The sequence below is a fragment of the Achromobacter sp. MUI-25009338 genome, assembly GCF_057359325.1.
Genome location: NZ_CM170627.1, coordinates 2693004 through 2711756 on the forward strand (window position 1 = coordinate 2693004; position 18753 = coordinate 2711756).

The window sequence follows — 18753 nt, forward strand, 5'->3', positions numbered from 1 at the left end:
CGCCCCGCGCAATCGACTGAAACATCGCTTGCGCGCACGAAATCCGGCTGAAACCGGGCGAATCGCACAATGGTCTCGCTTTCTTCACTCAAGGAGACCCACATGTCCCGATTCGCTATCCGCTCCAACCTGGCCGCTCTCGCTTTCGTCGTCGCTACCGGCGGCCTCGCGGCCGGCGTCGTCATGGCTGCTCCCACGGCCGACGGCGGCCCCGCCGCCATGCAGCAGCGCCATCACGGCGGCGGCGGCTTCCACAAAGCCATGCGCGACGGCCTGATGATTCCCGGCCTGGGTCCCGTGACCAAGGCGCAGGTCGCCGAACTCAAGCTGGACGAGAAACAGCAGGCCCTGTTCAAGACCGCCCAGGACAGCCAGCGCAGCCTGCACGAGGCGCGCCGCGAGGCCGGCGGCAAGCGCCATGACCTGCTCAAGGCGCAGCTCGACAGCGGCAAGCTGGACCCGCGCGCGCTCGTCGAAGCGTCCGACAAGTCGCGCGACGCTTTCGGCGCGCAGGCCAAGCAGGTGCGCGACCAGTGGCTGGCCGTCTGGGACAGCCTGAACGACACCCAGCGCGGCCAGGTCACCGCGATGGTCAAGGAGCGCCAGGCCCGCATGCAGGAGCGCCACGCCAAGATGGAAGCGCGCCACGGCAAGGGCAAGGCGCCCGCCGAAACGGCCCCGGCCGCCAACTGAACCCCGCACCCCGGCCGCAAGGCCGGCCGGTGATCGCAGCCCCCGCCACGCCTGCGCGTGCCGGGGGCTCCCTGTTTTGGAGCATGGCGGCGCGCGGGCTGCACGCCGCTGGTGCATGAAAGGGCGATTCCGGACGCTTCGGGGCTGCCGCCTGCGGCATCCGCGGCCTGGCATGGACATTGCTTGATGAGTCGGTAACCGGCCGCCGCTCCTGGCTGGCCGGCGCGGACGCGCCCCGAGGCCGTCCGCCTTCCTCGAATCCGACCAGGACTTTGCACCATGAAGAAGACGCTGCCCGCCTTGCCCTTTGTGCTTGCCGCCAGTTTCGCCGCGCCCGCGCTGGCCGAACCCACCGACCTGGGCGGCGGATTCGCGCTCAGCGGCAATGCCGCCATCGTCAGCGACTACCGGTTCCGCGGCTACTCGCAAACCGATTTCCGCCCGGCCGTGCAGCTGGGCTTCGACCTGACCCACAGCTCCGGCTTCTACCTGGGCAACTGGAACTCCAACGTCTCCGACTTCGTCTTCACCGACGGCAACCTGGAAATGGATTTCTATGGCGGCTGGAAGGGCGACGTCGGCGGCGGCTTCGCGCTCGACGCCGGCGTGCTGCATTACTACTATCCCGGCTCCAGTTCGCCCAAGGGCGGCAATTACAACAACACCGACCTGTACCTGGGCGTCTCCTACGGCAGCTACAGCCTGAAGTACTCGTACACGCCCAGCGATTTCTTCAGCACGCCCGACAGCAAGGGCACCTGGTACCTGGACGGCACGGCCAACTTCGACCTGGGCGACGGCTGGGGCCTGGTGGGCCACGTCGGCTACCAGAAGCTGAAGAACCAGACCGACATGGACGGCGACGCCATCGGCCATTACGTCGACTACAAACTCGGCGTGACCAAGGACCTCAAGGGCTGGGTGCTGGGCCTGGCCGCTGTGGGCGCGACCCGGGACAACTGGCTGCCCACCAAGTACGGCCACCCCTCAGGGCGGCTGGGCGCGGTGTTTTCGGTGGCGCGCGCCTTCTGAGCGGCGGACGGGCCTCGGGCCATTTCCGGGATCGGGCGCAGTCCTTTTACAATACCGGGTTGCGTGTAATTCTGGACTGCGTGAGATGTCTGACGTTTTGAGTATCGAATCCCTGGACCTGGAAGCCAGGGGTATCGCCCGCCGCGACGGGAAGGTCGTATTCGTGGAAGGCGCCTTGCCGGGCGAGCGGGTCTCGACCGTCACGGTGCGGCGCAAGCCCTCGTACGAGATCGCGCGCGTCGAGGAAGTGCTGCGGCCCTCGTCGCAGCGCGTTGCCCCGCGCTGCCCGCATTTCGGCGTCTGCGGCGGCTGCGCCATGCAGCATCTCGAACCCAGCACGCAGGTGGCCATCAAGCAGCGCTCGCTGGAGGACACGTTCTGGCACGTGGGCAAGCTGCGCCCGGCGCGCATTTTGCCGCCGCTGCAAGGCCCGACCTGGGGCTATCGCTACCGCGCGCGGCTGTCGGTGCGCGTGGTGCCGAAGAAGGGCGGGGTGCTGGTGGGCTTTCACGAACGCAAGAGCAGCTACGTGGCCGACATGCGCGAATGCCACGTCCTGCCGCGCCACGTCAGCGACCTGCTGCTGCCGCTGCGGGCCATGATCGCCTCGATGTCGGCGCCGGACCGCATGCCGCAGATCGAGGTGTCGCTGGGCGAGGGCGTGACCGCGCTGGTGCTGCGCCATCTGCTGCCGCTGACCGACGGCGACATCGCCATCCTGCGCGCCTTCGCCGCCAAGCACAACGTGCAGTGGTGGCTGCAGGCCAAGGGGCCGGACACCGTGCATCCGCTGGAGCGCGAGCACGGCGACGCGCTGGCCTACGCCATGCCGGAGTTCGGCCTGCGCATGCCGTACCGGCCCACCGACTTCACCCAGGTCAATCACGCCATCAACCGCGCCATGGTGTCGCGCGCGCTGCAGCTGCTGGAAGTGCAGCCCACCGACCGCGTGGCCGACCTGTTCTGCGGCCTGGGCAATTTCACGCTGCCGCTGGCCACGCAGGCGCGCGAAGCCGTGGGCGTCGAGGGCAGCAAGGCGCTGACCGACCGCGCGCTCGAGGCCGCCTCGCGCCACGGCCTGGCCGGCAGCACCAGCTTCGCGACCCTGAACCTGTTCGAGGTCGACGTGGACTGGCTGCGCGGCCTGGGCTATTTCGACCGCATGCTGATCGACCCGCCGCGCGAGGGCGCGCAGGCCGTGTCGCAGGCCCTGTCGCAGCTGGAGCCGCAGGAGCGTCCGCGCCGCATTGTCTACGTGTCCTGTAATCCGGCCACGCTGGCGCGCGACGCCGCCATCCTGGTGCACGAGGGCGGCTATGTGCTCAAGAGCGCCGGCGTGATCAATATGTTCCCGCATACCGGCCACGTGGAGTCGATCGCGGTGTTCGAATCGCTGGACGCCGACGGCGTGCATGCGGTGAAGGAGCGCGCGCGCGAACGCGCCGCCCGCGCCGCCGCCGAGGCCGAGGCCGCGCAGGCCGCCAAGCTGGCCGCGGCAGCCGCCGCCGAGGCGCCGGTCCAGGCCTGAAGCGGGCGCTAGTGCGCGCTGCCCAGGCCTTCCAGGATAGGGCAGTCCGGCCGCTGGTCGCCGTGGCAGGTGCGCGCCAGGTGCTTGAGAGTGGCGGCCATCTCGCGCAGCGCCTCGGCCTTGCGCTCCAGCTCGTCCACGTGCTGGAGCGCAATGCGCTTGACGTCGGCGCTGGCGCGGCTGCGGTCTTTCCACAGCGCCAGCAGCTCGTTCATCTGTTCCACCGAGAATCCCAGGTCGCGCGCCCTGCGCACGAAACGCAGGGTGTGCAGGTCGTGCTCGCTGTAGACGCGGTAGCCCGAGTCGGTGCGCACGGCCGGGCCGATCAGGCCGATGCTTTCGTAGTAGCGGATCATCTTGGCGGAAATGCCGGAGCTTTTCGCCGCCTCGCCGATGTTCATGGCCAACCTCCGTAGTGTCGTCCCATTCTACGCTTGACCTTGACACAATTGGAAGGTTTAAGCTGTGTTCGCGGTGGACAAAACAGCGTCCGCCAACCTTGAATCCCTCTGGAGATAGACATGAGCATCGAGTTCCAAGTGCCCGACATGACCTGCGGCCATTGCGTCAAGACCATCACCGGCGCCGTGACCCAGGCCGCGCCGGGCGCGACCGTCACCGTGGATCTGCCGTCGCACCGCGTCATCGTGACGGGCGCGGGCGAGGCCGCCGCGATCGAGGCCGCGATCCGCGATGCCGGCTACGAGCCGTCGCGCGTGTAATCTCCCTTGGGGCCGCCGGCGCAAGTCCCCGCCTGCCGGCCGGCGGCCCCGGGGCCGATTGCCTTAGGCTATCAATTAATTAAAATTATTAAATTTGATTAATTAATAGCTGGCGTTTATCATTCTTTCCATGGTGGTTGAACAAGACCCCGCTACCCCAAGGAGAGATTGAATGCTGCAGAACCGCGAAGGCCAACGAGTCCCCAACGTTACTTTCCCCGTCCGCGAAGACAATACCTGGAAGAAGGTCACTTCGGACGATATCTTCAAGAATAAGACCGTTGTGGTCTTTTCGCTGCCCGGCGCCTTCACGCCGACCTGCTCCTCGACGCACCTGCCGCGCTACAACGAACTGGCGCCCGCCTTCTTCGAAGCCGGCGTGGACAGCATCGTGTGCGTGTCGGTCAACGACACCTTCGTCATGAACGAATGGGCCAAGGACCAGGAATCGTCCAATATCACGCTGCTGCCCGACGGCAACGGCGCGTTCACCGAAGGCATGGGCATGCTGGTCGACAAGAGCGACCTCGGCTTCGGCAAGCGCAGCTGGCGCTACTCGATGCTGGTCAAGGACGGCGTGATCGAAAAGATGTTCATCGAGCCGGAAAAGGAAGGCGACCCGTTCGAAGTGTCCGACGCCGACACCATGCTGGCGTATTTCGCCCCGAAGGCCAAGAAGCCGGACCAGGTCGTGGTGTTCTCCAAGCCGGGCTGCCCGTTCTGCATCGAAGCCAAGGCGCTGCTGGACGCCAAGGGCTACTCCGCGATCGAGATCCCGCTGGACAACAAGGTCCGCGGCCGCGTGATCGGCGCGGTCTCGGGCAAGGGCACCGCTCCCCAGGTGTTCATCAACGGCTCGCTGGTCGGCGGCCTGGAAGAACTGAAGGCGCGCATCGGCTAAGCGCCTGCCGGGACCGGGGCGTACGTCTCGGTCCGCCGGCCGGGCCGCCCGCCGCGGCCCGGCATCTTCCGCGAATTTCCCTCGTTGCGCATCTTGGTGCGGCCCCGTCCGGGCGCCGCGGGACGGCGTTCGTCCTCAGGCTGCGCAACAAGGCGGAATACGCCTTGCAAATCCTGCCCCACGCCATACAGGGAGACCCCAAGACATGAAGACTCTGCACACCGACATCGCCATCATCGGCGCCGGCACCGCCGGCCTGGCCGCCTACCGCGCGGCGAAAGCCGCGGGCAAGCGAGCGCTGCTGATCGAGGGCGGCCCCTATGGCACCACCTGCGCCCGCGTGGGCTGCATGCCGTCCAAGCTGCTGATCGCCGCGGCCGAAGCGGCCCACAGCGCCGCCCACACGGATGCGTTCGGCGTGCGCGTGAACGGCAAGATCAGCGTCGACGGCGCGGCGGTCATGGATCGCGTCAAGCGCGAACGCGACCGCTTCGTCGGTTTCGTGCTCGAAGGCGTGGAGAACATTCCCGCCGAGGACAAGCTGCGCGGCTATGCCCGCTTCGTGTCGGATACGGTGCTGCACGTGGACGAGCACACCGAGGTGCAGGCCGCCAGCATCGTCATCGCCACCGGCTCGCGCCCCTCGGTGCCTCCGCCTTTCCGCGCGCTGGGAGACCGGCTGGTGGTCAACGACGACGTGTTCGCGTGGAACGACCTGCCGCGCCGCGTGGCGGTGTTCGGTCCCGGCGTGATCGGCCTGGAGCTGGGCCAGGCCCTGGCCCGGCTGGGCGTGACCGTGCGCGTCTTCGGGGTCAGCGGCAGCCTGGCCGGCATCAGCGACCCGCAGGTCCGCCAGGCGGCGCGCAAGATCTTCCAGGGCGAGTTCTACCTGGACCCGGACGCGCGCGTGCTGGAGACGACCCGCGTGGGCGACGAGGTCGAAGTGCGCTACGTGGCGCTGGACAACAGTGAGCGCACCGAGCGCTTCGACTACGCCCTGGTCGCCACCGGCCGCCGCGCCAACCTGGACGGGCTGGGCCTGGAGCACACCTCGCTGGCGCTGAACGCGCAGGGCGTGCCGGTCTTCGACCGCGAAACCATGCAGGCCGGCGACAGCGCCATCTTCATCGCGGGCGACGCCAACGCCGACGCGCCGCTCCTGCACGAGGCGGCCGACGAAGGCCGCATCGCCGGCGAGAACGCGGCGCGCTATCCGGACGTCCGTCCCGGCCTGCGCCGCGCGCCGCTGGCGGTGGTGTTCTCGGACCCGCAGATCGCGGTGGCCGGCAAGGGCCACGCGCGGCTGATCCCGGGCACCTACGTGATCGGCGAGGTGGATTTCGGCGACCAGGGCCGCTCGCGCGTCATGCTGAAGAACCGCGGCCTGCTGCACGTGTACGCCGATATCGAAACCGGCCGCTTCCTGGGCGCGGAGATGGTGGGCCCCAGCGCCGAGCACATCGGCCACCTGCTGGCCTGGGCCGTGCAGCAGGAATTGACCGTGGCGCGCATGCTGGAGATGCCGTTCTACCACCCGGTGATCGAAGAGGGCCTGCGCACGGCGCTGCGCGACGCCGCGGCCAAGCTGGCGCTGGCGCGCGAGGCGCTGCGGCCGGAAGCGACGGAAGACGAGGTGGTTTGAGGGCGGGCGTCCCGCGCCGCAGCGCCTGCGACACGGGAATCGCCTTATTCGTCCGAGTGTTTTTTCGGCGCGGGGAAGGGATTTTCCCGGAACTGCAGCGTGAACCCGGCGCGTTCGTCCTGCCCCAGCGTGCGCGCGAGGTAAGGCATGGCGGGCTTGAGCGCGTCGTGCAGGGTCCAGGGCGGATTGATCAGGAACATGCCGCTGCCGTGCAGGCCGTAGCCGTCGATGGCGGCTTTCTTGACGGTCAGCGTGGCGTGCAGCCAGCTCTTGACCTTGAGGTTTTCCAGGTGGCGCGCCATCTCGCCGGCCTCGCGGCGCTGCACCAGCGGATACCAGACGGCGATGGTGCCGGTGGCGAAGCGCTTGATGCATTCCTTGACGGTAATGAGCGTGCGGCGGTAGTCGTTCTTGTCTTCGTACGAAGGGTCGATCAGCACCATGCCGCGGCGCGTGGGCGGCGGCAGCAACGCCTTCACGCCCTCGAAGCCGTCGTCGCCGTAGATCGTGGTCTGGCGCTGGGCGGTGCGGCCCTGGTGCTCCAGGTTGGAGACCAGCGTGTCGATTTCGGTGGGATGCATCTCGAACAGCCGCAGCCGGTCCGACGGGCGCATGGCGTCCAGCGCCAGCCACGGCGAGCCGGGATAGCGCTTGAGGCGGCCGTTGGTGTTGTAGGCGCGGATGCGGGCCACGTAGTCGGCCAGGATGGGCGGCAGGTCCGGCGCTTCCCACAGGCGGCCGATGCCGTCGGCGAACTCCGAGGTCTTGGCGGCCCAGTCGCTGTCCAGGCTGTAGAGCCCGGCGCCGGCATGGGTGTCGACCACCCAGTAGGGCGCGTCCTTGCGGTTGAAGTAATCCAGCGTGTGGATCAGGATGGCGTGCTTGAGCACGTCGGCATGGTTGCCGGCGTGGAAGGCGTGGCGGTAGCTGAACACGGCGCGGTGCCTCAGGCGGCGGGCCGGATGGCGGCCAGCTCGTCGGTGAAAATGCCGTCGATGCCCCAGTCGAGCAGCAGGCGCGCGCGTTCCGGGTCGTTGACGGTCCAGGCCGCGATGCGGTAGCCGGCGGCGTGCACGGCGTCGATCAGTTCGCGGGTGGCGTCTTTCTGGTTGATGTTCAGCGCCACGCATTCGTACTTGGCCAGGCGCTCGCGCCAGTCGGCGGGGACTTTTTCCACCAGGAGCGCGCGCGGCACTTCCGGCGCGGCCTCGCGCGCGGCCGCCAGCGCGGCTTCCGCGAACGAGGACAGCAGGGGCAGGGGGGGCGCGTCCTGCCACAACTGGCGGACGGCCAGCGCCACGGCGCGGCCGGTCTCGGCCTCGCGGCCGGGACAGGGCTTGATTTCGACATTGCTGGCGATGCCGTTGGCCAGGGTGTAGCGGGCCACGGCGGCGAAAGTGGGCAGCGGCTCGCCGGCGTAGGCGGCCGAATGCCAGCTGCCGAAGTCCAGTTGCGCCAGTTCCGCGTAGGTCTTGTCCGCGGCCGGGCCGGCGCCGTTGGAGGTGCGGTCGACCTTGTCGTCGTGCATCAGCACCAGCACGTTGTCGCGGCTGAGCTTGACGTCGTATTCGAACATGGTGAAGCCGTGTTCGGCGCCGACGCGCATCGCGGCCAGCGTGTTCTCCGGGGCCAGCCGGCCGCCGCCGCGGTGGGCGATGTAGCGGGAATAGGGCCAGGCGGGTAATGTTGCGCTCATGGAGGTGTTGCAATCAGGTTCTTGGGACAGGATTGCAAGGATACTCCTACTTCATGGGCGCCTTGCCCTGCGACACGTCCATGATCATGCGCGCGGCCAGGTACAGGCGCGGCACGATGCTGTCGATGCGGATGTATTCGGCGTCGTTGGAATGCGCGCCGAAGCCGGACAGGCCCATGCCCTCGATGACCGGCCCGCGCGCCTTGAGCGCCGCGAAGGCCGCGTCGGTGCCGCCGCCGCTGGCGCGGTCCACCACCTTCAGCGGCAGGTCCAGTTCCTTATAGATCTCCACGCCGTGGCGGGCCAGCGCGCGCGAGGCGGGCGTGGCCTCCAGCGGCGGGCGGCGGATTTCGAATTTCACGCTGACCTTGGAATCGGGCAGCAGCTTGTTCTTGATGCCTTCCTCCAGGCTGCGCGACAGCGCGTCGAAGTCGGAGACGCGCAGCGCGCGGGCGTCGGCCTGGGCGGTGGCCTGGCCCGGAATGACGTTGCGGTTGGTGCCGGCCTGGGCCACGGTCCAGTTCAGCTTCAGCCCAGCCTCGGGCTTGGACAGGTCGTCCAGCTGCAGCACCTGGTGCGCCAGTTCGTAGAGCGCGTTGACGCCGCCTTCGGGGCGCGAGCCGGCGTGCGAGGTCTTGCCCTGCACCGTGAGGTAGGCCGCGCCGATGCCGCTGGTGGCCAGCGTCAGGCGGGGCTCGGCGCCGCCGCCCTCGAACGAGAACACGGCGTCCTGCTCGGCGCCCAGGCGGGTGATGGTGCTGCGCGCCCCGGGCGAGCTGATTTCCTCGTCGCCGTTGATCAGCACGGTCAGGGTGCCGAAATCGTCGAAACCCAGCTTCTGCAGCAGGGCGATGGTGTGCAGGATCATGGCCACGCCGTGCTTGTCGTCGGCGATCCCCAGCCCGTAGGCCTTGTCGCCGTCGATCCGAAAGGGCTGGTCCTTCAGCATGCCGTTGCGGTAGACGGTGTCCATGTGGGCGATCAGCATGATCTTCCTGTCGCCCTTGCCCTTGAATTCGGCATGCACCATGGGGCCGACCTTCTCGGGCGTGTCGTCCAGCCGGAACACGTCGGTGGCCGGCAGGATCTCGGCTTTGCCGCCGAGGGCCTTGAGGCGGTCGCGGATCAGTTCGGCGATGCGCTCCACGCCTTCGACGTCCTTGCTGCCGGATTCGATCCCGACCAGGTCGCGCATGGTGTCCAGCATGCCCTGGCGCTGCGCCTGAGCGGCTTCGTGCACGGCGGCGACCGGGGCGGCCAGCGCCGCGTGGGCGCCGCCGAGCAGGGCGAGCGCGACGCAGGCGCGCAGAACGGGCAGGCGGGGGGCTGAAAACGGCATCGCGGCGACCTCTTTGCGGGTGGAAGGACCCGGCCACGATACGAGGGGCCGCAGGCGGCGGAAATAGTGATTCCCCGGGTTGACGGCGGATGCGATCCATGCGGGCGAGGGCCGGGTTTCGCCCGGCTCACCCGGCGAATGAGAAATGCTAAAATCCGCCCGCTGACCCGGTAGTGACCGGTATGGGAATGGGGCGAATCGGGTTCGCCCTTTTTTATGCGTTTTCGTGCGGCTCCGGGTGGATACCCCGGAGCGCGGCAACAGGGATTCCATGTTCGAATTTATTCGCAGCCATCGGCGCTGGATGCAGTTCATCCTGCTGCTTCTGATCGTGCCGTCCTTTTTCCTGGTCGGGATTCAAGGCTATGAGAGTTTCATGCGGGCCGAGCCCGAACTGGCCACGGTCGCCGGGCAACCGGTTTCGCGCGCCGAGTTCGACCAGGCGCACCGCAACCAGCTCGAACAGCTGCGCCAGCGCCTGGGAACGCAGTTCGACCCGGCCGTGATCGACACGCCGGCGCTGCGCGAAAACCTGCTGAACCAGCTGATCAACCAGCGCCTGCTGGCCAACGTCGCCATGGACAACCGCTTCTCGGTGTCGGACGAAACGCTGCGCAATACCATCGCCGCGATTCCCGAAGTCCAGGACAACGGCCGCTTCTCGCCCGAGCGCTACCGCCAGGTGCTGGCCGCGCAGGGCATGTCGCCGACCTCGTTCGAAGCCGGCCTGCGCCGCGACCTGGCCGTGGCCCGCGTGCTCGAACCGGTCGGCCAGTCGGCCCGCGCGCCGGCCGAGGTCGTGGCCGCGCTGGAAACCGCGCTGACCCAGCAGCGCACGGTGCAGCTGCGCCGCTTCGCCGCCGCCGACTTCCGCTCGCAGGTCAACGTCACGCCGGCCGACATCCAGTCCTGGTACGACGCCAACAAGCAGCAGCTGCAGATCCCCGAGCAGGTCCAGGTGCAGTACCTGGTGCTGGACGAGGCCGCCGCCACCCAGGGCGTGCAGGTCAAGGAAGAAGACCTGACCGCCTATTACGAACAGAACAAGAACCGCTTCGGCAAGCCCGAGCGCCGCCGCGCCAGCCACATCATGATCGAACTGGCCCCCGGCGCCTCGGAAGAGGCCCGCAAGGCCGCCCGCGCCAAGGCCGAGGACCTGGCCCGCCAGGCCGCCGCCGATCCGGCCCGCTTCGCCGATCTGGCCGCCAAGGAATCGCAGGACGCCGGCTCGGCCGCCAAGGGCGGCGACCTGGGCTGGCTGGCCCCGGGCATGCTGTCCGGCCCGCTGGAGAAGGCCGTGTTCGGCCAGGCCAAGGACCAGGTCTCGGGCGTGATCGAAAGCCCGTCGGGCCTGCACATCGTCAAGGTCACCGAGATCCAGCCCGCCGCCATCAAGCCGCTGGCCGAGGTCAAGGACCAGATCACCGGCGAAGTGCGCAAGCAGATCGCCGCGGTGCGTTTCTCGGAAATGGCCAGCCAGCTGAACAAGCAGGTCTACGACCAGCAGGACAGCCTGCAGCCGGCCGCCGACGCCGTCGGCCTGAAGCTGCGCACCGCCTCCGGCGTGACCCGCGAGGGCCTGCTGCCCGCCGACCAGGCCGGCCCGGGCTCGGCCGCCGACAGCCCCGACGCCGCGCTGCTGGACAACCCGCGCGTGCGCCAGGTGCTGTTCTCGCCCGACGTGCTGCGCGAAAAGCACAACTCCGGCGTGATCGAACTCTCGCCCGACACCATGCTGGCCGTGCGCGTGGCCGCGGTGCAGCCGGCCCACGTGCCGCCGCTGGAGAAGGTCAGCGATTCGATCCGCGCCAGGCTGATCGACGAGCGCGCCGCCGCCGCCGCCAAGCAGGCCGGCGAAGCCGCCCTGGCCGCCGACAAGGCCAGCCCGGCCACCACCGTGCCGGAAGGCTATTCGGCGCCGCAGACCGTCTCGCGCCAGGACCCCAAGGGCCTGCCGCGTCCGGTCCTCGAAGCCGCCATGCGCCTGCCCGCGGGCACGCTGCCGGGCTATGCCGGCGTGCAGTCGGGCGCCGACTACACGCTGGTGCGCCTGGAGAAGGTCGAGGCCGGCAAGGTCGACAAGGCCGACCAGGACAGCCTCGCGCAGCAGCTCTCCGGCGCCTGGGGCCAGGCCGAGAGCGAAGCCATGATTCGCATGCTGCGTGAGCAGTACAAGGTCGAAGTGCTGCCGGCCGCCGCCGAAGTCATCCGCGGCGACCAGCAGCAGGCCGCCGGCTGACGCTTCAGTCGAGCATGGGCCGCAGCGTCGGCCACACGTTGTCCAGCAATCTGGCCTGGGCATCCTCGTTGGGATGGATGCCGTCGGCCTGGAACATCGCCCGGTTCGTTGCAATACCTTCCATCAGGAAGGGCACGAGCCGGGCGTTTTCGTCTTTGGCCACCGTGGGGAACACCTGGGCGAAGCGCTGGGTGTAGTCGCGCCCGTAATTGGGCGGAATCTGCATGCCCACGATCAGCACGCGGGCGTCGGCCTGGCGCGCCGCCTGCGTCATGGTGCGCAGGTTCTGCTCGGTCATGGACAGCGACAGGCCGCGCAGCGCGTCGTTCGAACCCAGCTCCAGCACCACCACGGCCGGCTCGTGCTGGCGCAGCAGCGCCGGCAGGCGCGCCACGCCGCCGCTGGTGGTGTCGCCGCTGATGCTGGCGTTGACGACGCGATAGTTGGGGTATTGTTCGGACAGGCGGGCCGACAGCAGCGGCACCCAGCCGGTGCCGCGCTTGATGCCGTATTCGGCCGACAGGCTGTCTCCCAGGATCAGCACGGTGCGGGGCGCGGAACCCTGGGCCGGCGCGGCGGTCTGAGCGTGGGCGGGCGCCACGCTGGCGGTCGCCAGGACGGATACGAGTAGCAGACGGGAAAATAGGCGCATGGATAACAAGAATTCGATCGAGGTGAAAGGGCTGGGCAAGCGGGTGGCCGACGCCGGCGGCACGCTGTCTATCCTGGAAGGCATAGATTTTACGGTCGAGGCCGGCAGCGCGGTGGCCATCACCGGCAGCTCCGGTTCGGGCAAGTCCACCTTGCTGGGACTGCTGGCGGGGCTGGATGTTCCCAGCGCCGGCAGCGTGCGCCTGGCCGGGCAGGACCTGTTTTCCCTGGACGAGGACGGCCGCGCGCGCCTGCGCGCCAACCACGTGGGCTTCGTGTTCCAGTCGTTCCAGCTGCTGCCCAACCTGACCGCGCTGGAGAACGTGATGCTGCCGCTGGAACTGGCCGGGCAGGCCGCGCGCGAGGCGGCGCAGGCCATGCTGGAGCGCGTCGGCCTGGGCGCGCGCCTGCATCACTACCCGCGCACGCTGTCCGGCGGCGAGCAGCAGCGCGTCTCGCTGGCGCGCGCCTTCGTGGTGCGGCCCGACCTGCTGTTCGCCGACGAGCCCACCGGCAGCCTGGACGCCGCCACCGGCGTGACGGTCATCGACCTGATGTTCGACCTGCACCGCGAGCACGGCACCACGCTGGTGCTGGTGACCCACGATCCGCAGCTGGCGGCCCGTTGCGGGCGCCAGCTGGTCCTTGCCGCCGGCCGGATGGTCGACGGCAACTGAGGGCGCTTACTTCGCCTTCGAGACGGCCTGATTCCAGGCGGCCACCACGGCTTCATACTCCTTGGCCGCCGCATCCTGGTCGATCGGGAAGATCTTGATGCTCTTGAGGTCGGGCAGGGTGGTCAGGCTGGCCACCGGGATGTCCGTGCGCGTCGGGCGGCGGAAGTTGTTCACCAGCTGGGCCTGCTGCGATTCCTTGCTCAGCAGGCCGTCATACAGGGCGCGGGCGGCGTCCGCGTTTTTCGCGCCCTTGATGATGAACATGCCTTCCGGCGCCAGGTAGCTGCCTTCGGACGGATACACCAGCTTGATCTCTTTCTGGCCGCCGGCCACGTATTCCTGCGCGGCGTATTCCAGCGTCAGGCCCGCGGCGTATTCGCCGGCCGCCACGCCCTTGTAGGTGGTGCCCGACGAAGCCGTGATCACGGCGTTGGCCGCGATCTTGTCCAGGCCTTCCTGGCCGAACTGCTTGTACAGGCCGTACACCAGCATGTAGGCCGTGCCGCTCTTGGACGGATCGGTGATGGCGAACTTGTTCTTCCACTGCGGCTGCATCAGGTCCGTCCAGGTCGCCGGCGCGGGCAGGCCCTTGAGCTGGCGCTCGTTGACCATCATCACCATGACGTGGACGTTGGTGCCGACCCACAGGTCGTCCGGGCCGCGGAATTCCGCCGGGATCTTGTCCAGGTCGGCCGGGCGGTAGGGCTGCAGGTGCTGGCGGTAAGCGCCCAGCGTGCCGAAGCCTCCGCTCCAGAACAGGTCGCCGCGCGGGTTCTGCGCCTCGGCCTCGATGCGCTTCATCATGGTGCCGGTGCCGCCGGTGACCGGCTGCACGTTCAGCTTGGGCGCGTGCTGCCTGACCGCTTCCAGCGCGGTTTCGATGGTCTCGGTGTTATTGGACGAGTAGAGCACGACGTTCTGGGCCTGGGCCGCGCCGGTTGCCAGTGCCGCCGCCAGGACGCTGTGCTGAAGTAGGTGCTTGAGTTGCATGGGTAGCCTCTGTGCGAGTGGGTTATTTGCCGGAGAACAGCTTGATGCGGAACGCCTTGACCGACACGATGATGGGCAGCACGATCACCGTGACCAGCGCCGCGCCGTAGGCCGAGGCCATGCCCAGCCTGCCGCCGTCGACCTGGCGGAAGATGGCGATGGGCATGGTTTCCAGGCCGCCGCTGTAGGCGACGATGGAGGCCGACAGCTCGGAGATCGTCGTCAGCCACATGAGGATGGCGGCCGAGATGATCGAGGCCTTCATGGCGGGCAGGACCACCTTGAAGAAGGTCATGAGCGGGGAGACGCCCAGGCTGATCGAGGCTTCCTCGATCGACTCGGGAATGTTGAACAGCACCGACGAGGCGTTGCGCACCGCGAACGGCAGGCGCCGCACCGTGTAGCACAGCACCATGATGCCGGAGGTGCCCGCCAGCACCAGCCAGCCGGTGTTGAAGGTCTGCACCAGCGCGATGCCCAGCACCGTGCCGGAGATGGTCAAAGGCAGCACCACGATGTAGTCCAGCACCTGCGTGGAGGCGCTGCGTTTCTTGATCGTCAGGTAGCTGGCCAGCACCGCGAAGGACACGCCCAGCACCGTGGCCAGCGAGGCGAACTTGAGCGAATTGAGAATGGGCTCGGGCGCGCCGTGCAGCGCGCGCTGCATGCTGGCCAGCGACCACTGGCCCCATTGCATGACCGGCCCGCTGGTCTTGGTGAAGGCGGCGATGAACACCACGATCAGCGGCAGCAGCGATATGCAGATCACCAGGCCCACGCCGCCGGTGTAGAGCAGCGCCGTCCACGAACGCACGCGCACCGGGGCCGGCGCGCGGCCCTGCGTCATGGTGTAGACCTTGCGTTCGACCACGCGCTTCTGGACGAACAGCACGATGGCGACGATGGCGATGGACACCACCGACATGGCGCTTTGCAGCGTGGGGCTGCCGCCCATTTCGCTGACGAAGGTGTTGTAGGTCATTACCGACAAGAGCGGCACGCGGCTGCCCAGCAGCGTGGCCAGCGCGAAGTTGCCCACCACCAGCGTGAACACCACCAGCGCGTTGACCAGCACCGCCGGCAGCAGCACCGGCACCAGCACGCGCAGCTTGGTCAGCAGCGGCGGCGTGCCCAGGCTCAGGCCGGCTTCCTCCAGCTGGCCGTCGAAGCCGCGCAAGGCCGCCAGCACGCCCAGGTAGATGTAGGTGTAGTAGACCAGCGTCATCGAGAACAGCATGCCGGTCCAGCCGTAGAACGACGGCAGCGAAATGCCGGCGTCGCCCAGCAGATTCGTCAGCAGGCCGTTGTTGCCCAGGATCAGCAGCCACGACTGGCCCACGATGATCTCCGGGATGACGATGGTCAGCACCGGCAGGATCGCCACCAGGTTCTTGAGCGGGAAGTCGTAGCGCGCCACCATGTACGCGAACGGCACGCCCACCAGCACGGTGCAGGTCGTGACGGCCAGGCCCAGGATCAGCGTGTTGCCGAAGGCCTCCACGTACTGCGAGTCGGCCAGCAGGGCGCGAAACCCCTCCAGCGTGAAGCCGCCGTCCTGGCCGGTGACGCTGTTGCCGAACAGCACGCCCAGCGGATACAGCACGAAGAACAGCAGCACGGCCAGGCTGATCGCGGTGAGGACGCCCCAGGGCCACCATAGTCTTTTCATGGCGCGGCGTTCCTCAGGCGTTGACGACGCGGCTGTCGGCGGGGATCAGCACCTGCACGGCCTCGCCCGGCTGGAACTGCGCCACCATGTTGCCGGCGTGCAGTTCGACGCGGATCTCCGAGCCGTTGGCCAGTTCGATCCGGTAGGCCGTCTTGAAGCCCAGGTACTGGCGTCGCAGCACCTTGCCGGGCAGGGTGTTGGGCACGTAGGGCGTGGGCGCCATCAGCGCCAGCTCCTCGGGCCGCGCGATCAGGATGCCCTGGTCGTCCAGGCGCTCGCTACCCTGCATGCCGTCGAAGCCCAGGCCGCAGAGTTCGTAGCGCACGTGTCCGGCCGGCGCGCCGGCCTGGCCGTTTCTGGCGGGCACGGGAATCACGTTGGCCGAGCCGATGAAGTCCGCCACATAGGCGTTGACCGGCGTGCCATAGAGTTCCTCCGGCGTGCCCAGCTGCGCGATGTCGCCGCGGTCCATGATGGCGATGCGATCCGACATGGCCAGCGCTTCTTCCTGGTCGTGCGTCACGAACACGGTCGTGATGCCGGCCTCGCGCACCAGGTCCAGGATCACATCGCGCATCTGCAGCCGCATCTTGGCGTCCAGGTTCGACAGCGGCTCGTCCATCAGCAGCACGCGCGGGCGGATCACCAGCGCGCGCGCCAGGGCCACGCGCTGGCGCTGTCCGCCGCTCATCTGGGCGGGAAAGCGTTCGGCCAGCGCCTGCAGGCCGACCTTGTCCAGCGCCTCGTTGACGCGGCGCGCGATCTCGGCGCGCCCCACGCCGCGCGCGCGCAGGCCGTAGGCCACGTTGTCGAACGCGGTCTTGTCGGGAAACAGCGCGTAGTCCTGGAACACCATGCCGATGTCGCGGCGGTGCGCGGACACGTGGGTCACGTCGTCCTTGTCGAACAGCAGGCGTCCGCCGTCGGGCGCGTAGAAGCCGGCGATGCAGCGCAGCAGGGTGGTCTTGCCGCAGCCGCTGGGGCCGAGCAGCGTATAGAACGCGCCGTCCGGGATGTGCAGCGAAAGGTTGCGCAGCACCTGCTGCCCGCCGAAGGTCTTGACGATGCCGTCTACCGTGATTGATGCCATGTTGGGTTCCCCGATGAGGTTCCCGGCATCATAGGAATGGGCGCGCGGCGCGACCAGCGGTGTTTTTTAAGGCGTGGCGTTAGATTTTCTAAGAGGTCGGCGCGCGTGCAATCCCCTAGAATGCGGCTGGACGGAGGGGTGTGCGCGCGTTCGACGCCGGGCACCGAGAATAAATACACGACAAGGGTAGACGTGGGACAACGCAGCATAGCGCGGCGCCGGGCGGGCGCCCGGGCGCGCCGCCATTGAGATGGCGGCGCCCAGCCTGCCGCCGCTGAAGGCCTTGCGGGTGTTCGAAGTCGCGGCGCGGCTGCGCAGTTTCACCGCGGCGGCCGAAGAACTCAGCATCACGCACAGCGCGGTCAGCCAGCAGATCCGCATCCTCGAAGAGTATGTGGGCCAGCCCCTGTTCGCGCGCGAGGCGCGCGGCGTGGCGCTGCTGCCTTGCGCCCAGGCGTATTTTCCCGAAGTGCAGGCCAGCCTGGAGCGCATCGCCGCGGCCACCGCCAAGCTGAAGTCGCCCGGCTACGGCGGCGCGCTGCGCGTAAGCGCCACGCCGTCCCTGACCATGAAGTGGCTGATCCCGCGCCTGTCGGCGTTCCAGGCGCTGCATCCGGGCATCGACGTGCAGCTGACCACGCAGGGCCGTCCGTTCCTGGACCGCGGCGGCGACGCCGGCAGTGACGTGCTGGTCCGCCTGGGCTACCTGGCGCATCCGGAATTCACCTGTGTGCACTGTCTGGACGATTTCCACGTGCCGGTGGCCTCGCCGCGCTTCATCGAGCGCAACCGCCTGGCCGCGCCGGCGGACTGCCTCGGCCATCCGTTGCTCAAGGTCGCCGGCGGCATGGACCACTGGCCGCGCTGGTTCGCGCTGGCCAAGGTGGACGTGCCGGCGCAATTGCCCGGCCCGGTGTTCGACCATCAGTTCCTGTGCATGCAGGCCGCCATGAACGAGCTGGGCATCGCGCTGGCGCCCTGGTGCCTGCTGGACGACGACATCCGCGCCGACCGGCTGCGCCCGCTCTTCACGCAGCCGCAACTGCCCAACGCCGGCATCCACGCGCTGTACCGCCCGGACAGCCCGGCGGCGGCCGCGGCGCAATTATTCATCGAATGGCTGCGCGCCCAGGGGCGCGAGGCCTCGCAACCCGCCTAGACAAGGAATTCCCCATGCCGCTGCCCACGTCCAACCCCGGCCTGCAATGGCGCGGCATCGCGCCGCCGCTGGCGCTGTCGGACTACAAAGTGATCGCGTTCGACATGGACTCCACGCTGATCTCCATCGAGACGCTGGACGAGATGGCCGACCTGATGGGCAAGAAGGCCGAAGTCGCGGCGCTGACCGAGGCCGCCATGCGCGGCGAAAGCGTGGACTACAAGCAAAGCCTGCGCGAGCGCGTGGCGCTGCTGGCCGGCATGCCGGCGGCGATGCTGGACCGGGTCTACGAGGAGCGGGTGCGCATCAACCCCGGCGCCGAGACGCTGATCGCGGCCTGCAAGGCGGCCGGCCTGACCTGCCTGCTGGTGACCGGCGGCTTTACCTGCTTTACCGACCGGCTGCGCGCGCGCCTGGGCCTGGACGACGTGCGCGCCAACGTGCTGGAAGTGCGCGACGGCCTTCTGACCGGCCGGCTGCTGCCGCAGCCCTGGGGCGACATCTGCGACGGCGAGGAAAAGCGCCGCAAGCTGCTGGAGGTGTGCGCGGCGCGGGGCGTGGGGCCGCAGCGCGCCATCGCGGTGGGCGACGGCGCCAACGACCTGCCGATGATGCGCGCGGCCGGCCTGTCGGTGGGCTACCGGGCCAAGCCGGTGGTGCGCCAGGAAGCCAAGGTGGCGATAGACGAAGGCGGCCTGGACCGCCTGCTGGAGCTGTTCGCCTGA

At 68.6% G+C, this 18753-nt stretch carries 18 protein-coding genes; 10 read left to right on the forward strand and 8 right to left on the reverse strand.

Annotated features, from left to right (window positions below):
• The first annotated feature begins 102 nt into the window (after positions 1-102).
• The 3 genes from AC1IQ6_RS12910 to rlmD all read left to right on the forward strand — a co-directional run bounded on the left by AC1IQ6_RS12910 (position 103) and on the right by rlmD (position 3253).
• The gene (locus AC1IQ6_RS12910) at positions 103-693 is read left to right on the forward strand and encodes a hypothetical protein (protein WP_485866460.1); all 591 of its coding nucleotides are present in this window, start codon (positions 103-105) and stop codon (positions 691-693) included.
• 279 nt (positions 694-972) lie between these two features.
• The gene (locus AC1IQ6_RS12915) at positions 973-1725 is read left to right on the forward strand and encodes a TorF family putative porin (protein WP_102771366.1); all 753 of its coding nucleotides are present in this window, start codon (positions 973-975) and stop codon (positions 1723-1725) included.
• 85 nt (positions 1726-1810) lie between these two features.
• Positions 1811-3253 (forward strand): 23S rRNA (uracil(1939)-C(5))-methyltransferase RlmD, encoded by a 1443-nt coding sequence (gene rlmD, locus AC1IQ6_RS12920; RefSeq protein ID WP_485866461.1) that lies wholly within the window; start codon positions 1811-1813, stop codon positions 3251-3253.
• Positions 3254-3261: 8 nt separating this feature from the next.
• Here the strand turns inward: rlmD and cueR are convergent, their stop codons facing one another.
• A complete protein-coding gene (gene cueR / locus AC1IQ6_RS12925) occupies positions 3262-3654 on the reverse strand; it encodes a Cu(I)-responsive transcriptional regulator (RefSeq protein ID WP_102771364.1) in 393 nt (130 codons plus the stop codon).
• 120 nt (positions 3655-3774) lie between these two features.
• Here cueR and AC1IQ6_RS12930 point away from each other — a divergent pair, with 120 nt between their 5' ends.
• The 3 genes from AC1IQ6_RS12930 to AC1IQ6_RS12940 all read left to right on the forward strand — a co-directional run bounded on the left by AC1IQ6_RS12930 (position 3775) and on the right by AC1IQ6_RS12940 (position 6518).
• Positions 3775-3975, forward strand: coding sequence for a heavy-metal-associated domain-containing protein (locus AC1IQ6_RS12930; protein WP_102771363.1), 201 nt, complete (start codon positions 3775-3777; stop codon positions 3973-3975).
• Between the two features lie 172 nt (positions 3976-4147).
• Entirely contained in the window at positions 4148-4876 is a 729-nt protein-coding gene (locus AC1IQ6_RS12935) for a glutathione peroxidase (protein ID WP_102771362.1), read from the forward strand.
• A gap of 205 nt (positions 4877-5081) precedes the next feature.
• On the forward strand, positions 5082-6518 hold the full coding sequence (locus AC1IQ6_RS12940) for a dihydrolipoyl dehydrogenase (RefSeq protein ID WP_485866462.1): 1437 nt from the start codon (positions 5082-5084) through the stop codon (positions 6516-6518).
• Between the two features lie 44 nt (positions 6519-6562).
• On the opposite strand, the gene AC1IQ6_RS12945 is transcribed toward AC1IQ6_RS12940, so the two are convergent.
• From AC1IQ6_RS12945 to AC1IQ6_RS12955, 3 genes are read right to left on the reverse strand one after another with little or no spacing between them, the layout of a single operon-like run.
• The gene (locus AC1IQ6_RS12945) at positions 6563-7453 is read right to left on the reverse strand and encodes a 23S rRNA (adenine(2030)-N(6))-methyltransferase RlmJ (RefSeq protein WP_102771360.1); all 891 of its coding nucleotides are present in this window, start codon (positions 7451-7453) and stop codon (positions 6563-6565) included.
• Positions 7454-7464: 11 nt separating this feature from the next.
• The gene (gene ugpQ, locus AC1IQ6_RS12950; protein WP_485866463.1) at positions 7465-8214 is read right to left on the reverse strand and encodes a glycerophosphodiester phosphodiesterase; all 750 of its coding nucleotides are present in this window, start codon (positions 8212-8214) and stop codon (positions 7465-7467) included.
• Positions 8215-8260: 46 nt separating this feature from the next.
• On the reverse strand, positions 8261-9553 hold the full coding sequence (locus tag AC1IQ6_RS12955) for a M20/M25/M40 family metallo-hydrolase (RefSeq protein ID WP_102771358.1): 1293 nt from the start codon (positions 9551-9553) through the stop codon (positions 8261-8263).
• A gap of 271 nt (positions 9554-9824) precedes the next feature.
• Here AC1IQ6_RS12955 and AC1IQ6_RS12960 point away from each other — a divergent pair, with 271 nt between their 5' ends.
• A complete protein-coding gene (locus tag AC1IQ6_RS12960) occupies positions 9825-11792 on the forward strand; it encodes a SurA N-terminal domain-containing protein (RefSeq protein ID WP_485866464.1) in 1968 nt (655 codons plus the stop codon).
• 4 nt (positions 11793-11796) lie between these two features.
• Here the strand turns inward: AC1IQ6_RS12960 and AC1IQ6_RS12965 are convergent, their stop codons facing one another.
• A complete protein-coding gene (locus AC1IQ6_RS12965; protein WP_479731702.1) occupies positions 11797-12444 on the reverse strand; it encodes an arylesterase in 648 nt (215 codons plus the stop codon).
• Between AC1IQ6_RS12965 and AC1IQ6_RS12970 the strand changes: the two genes are divergently transcribed.
• Positions 12443-13120, forward strand: coding sequence for an ABC transporter ATP-binding protein (locus tag AC1IQ6_RS12970; RefSeq protein ID WP_102771356.1), 678 nt, complete (start codon positions 12443-12445; stop codon positions 13118-13120). The two genes, AC1IQ6_RS12965 and AC1IQ6_RS12970, sit on opposite strands and share 2 nt — an antisense overlap.
• Before the next feature lie 6 nt (positions 13121-13126).
• Here the strand turns inward: AC1IQ6_RS12970 and AC1IQ6_RS12975 are convergent, their stop codons facing one another.
• The 3 genes from AC1IQ6_RS12975 to AC1IQ6_RS12985 are packed head-to-tail and all read right to left on the reverse strand — an operon-like array spanning position 13127 to position 16869.
• Positions 13127-14110, reverse strand: a complete 984-nt coding sequence (locus AC1IQ6_RS12975) for an ABC transporter substrate-binding protein (RefSeq protein WP_102771355.1) — start codon at positions 14108-14110, stop codon at positions 13127-13129.
• Between the two features lie 22 nt (positions 14111-14132).
• Positions 14133-15779, reverse strand: a complete 1647-nt coding sequence (locus AC1IQ6_RS12980) for an ABC transporter permease (RefSeq protein ID WP_485866465.1) — start codon at positions 15777-15779, stop codon at positions 14133-14135.
• A gap of 13 nt (positions 15780-15792) precedes the next feature.
• Entirely contained in the window at positions 15793-16869 is a 1077-nt protein-coding gene (locus AC1IQ6_RS12985; protein WP_485866466.1) for an ABC transporter ATP-binding protein, read from the reverse strand.
• A gap of 250 nt (positions 16870-17119) precedes the next feature.
• Here AC1IQ6_RS12985 and AC1IQ6_RS12990 point away from each other — a divergent pair, with 250 nt between their 5' ends.
• The gene (locus AC1IQ6_RS12990) at positions 17120-18028 is read left to right on the forward strand and encodes a LysR substrate-binding domain-containing protein (protein WP_479731704.1); all 909 of its coding nucleotides are present in this window, start codon (positions 17120-17122) and stop codon (positions 18026-18028) included.
• Positions 18029-18042: 14 nt separating this feature from the next.
• Positions 18043-18753 carry a phosphoserine phosphatase SerB gene (gene serB, locus AC1IQ6_RS12995; RefSeq protein WP_111825029.1) on the forward strand — a complete coding sequence of 237 codons (711 nt, stop codon included), beginning with the start codon at positions 18043-18045 and terminating at the stop codon, positions 18751-18753.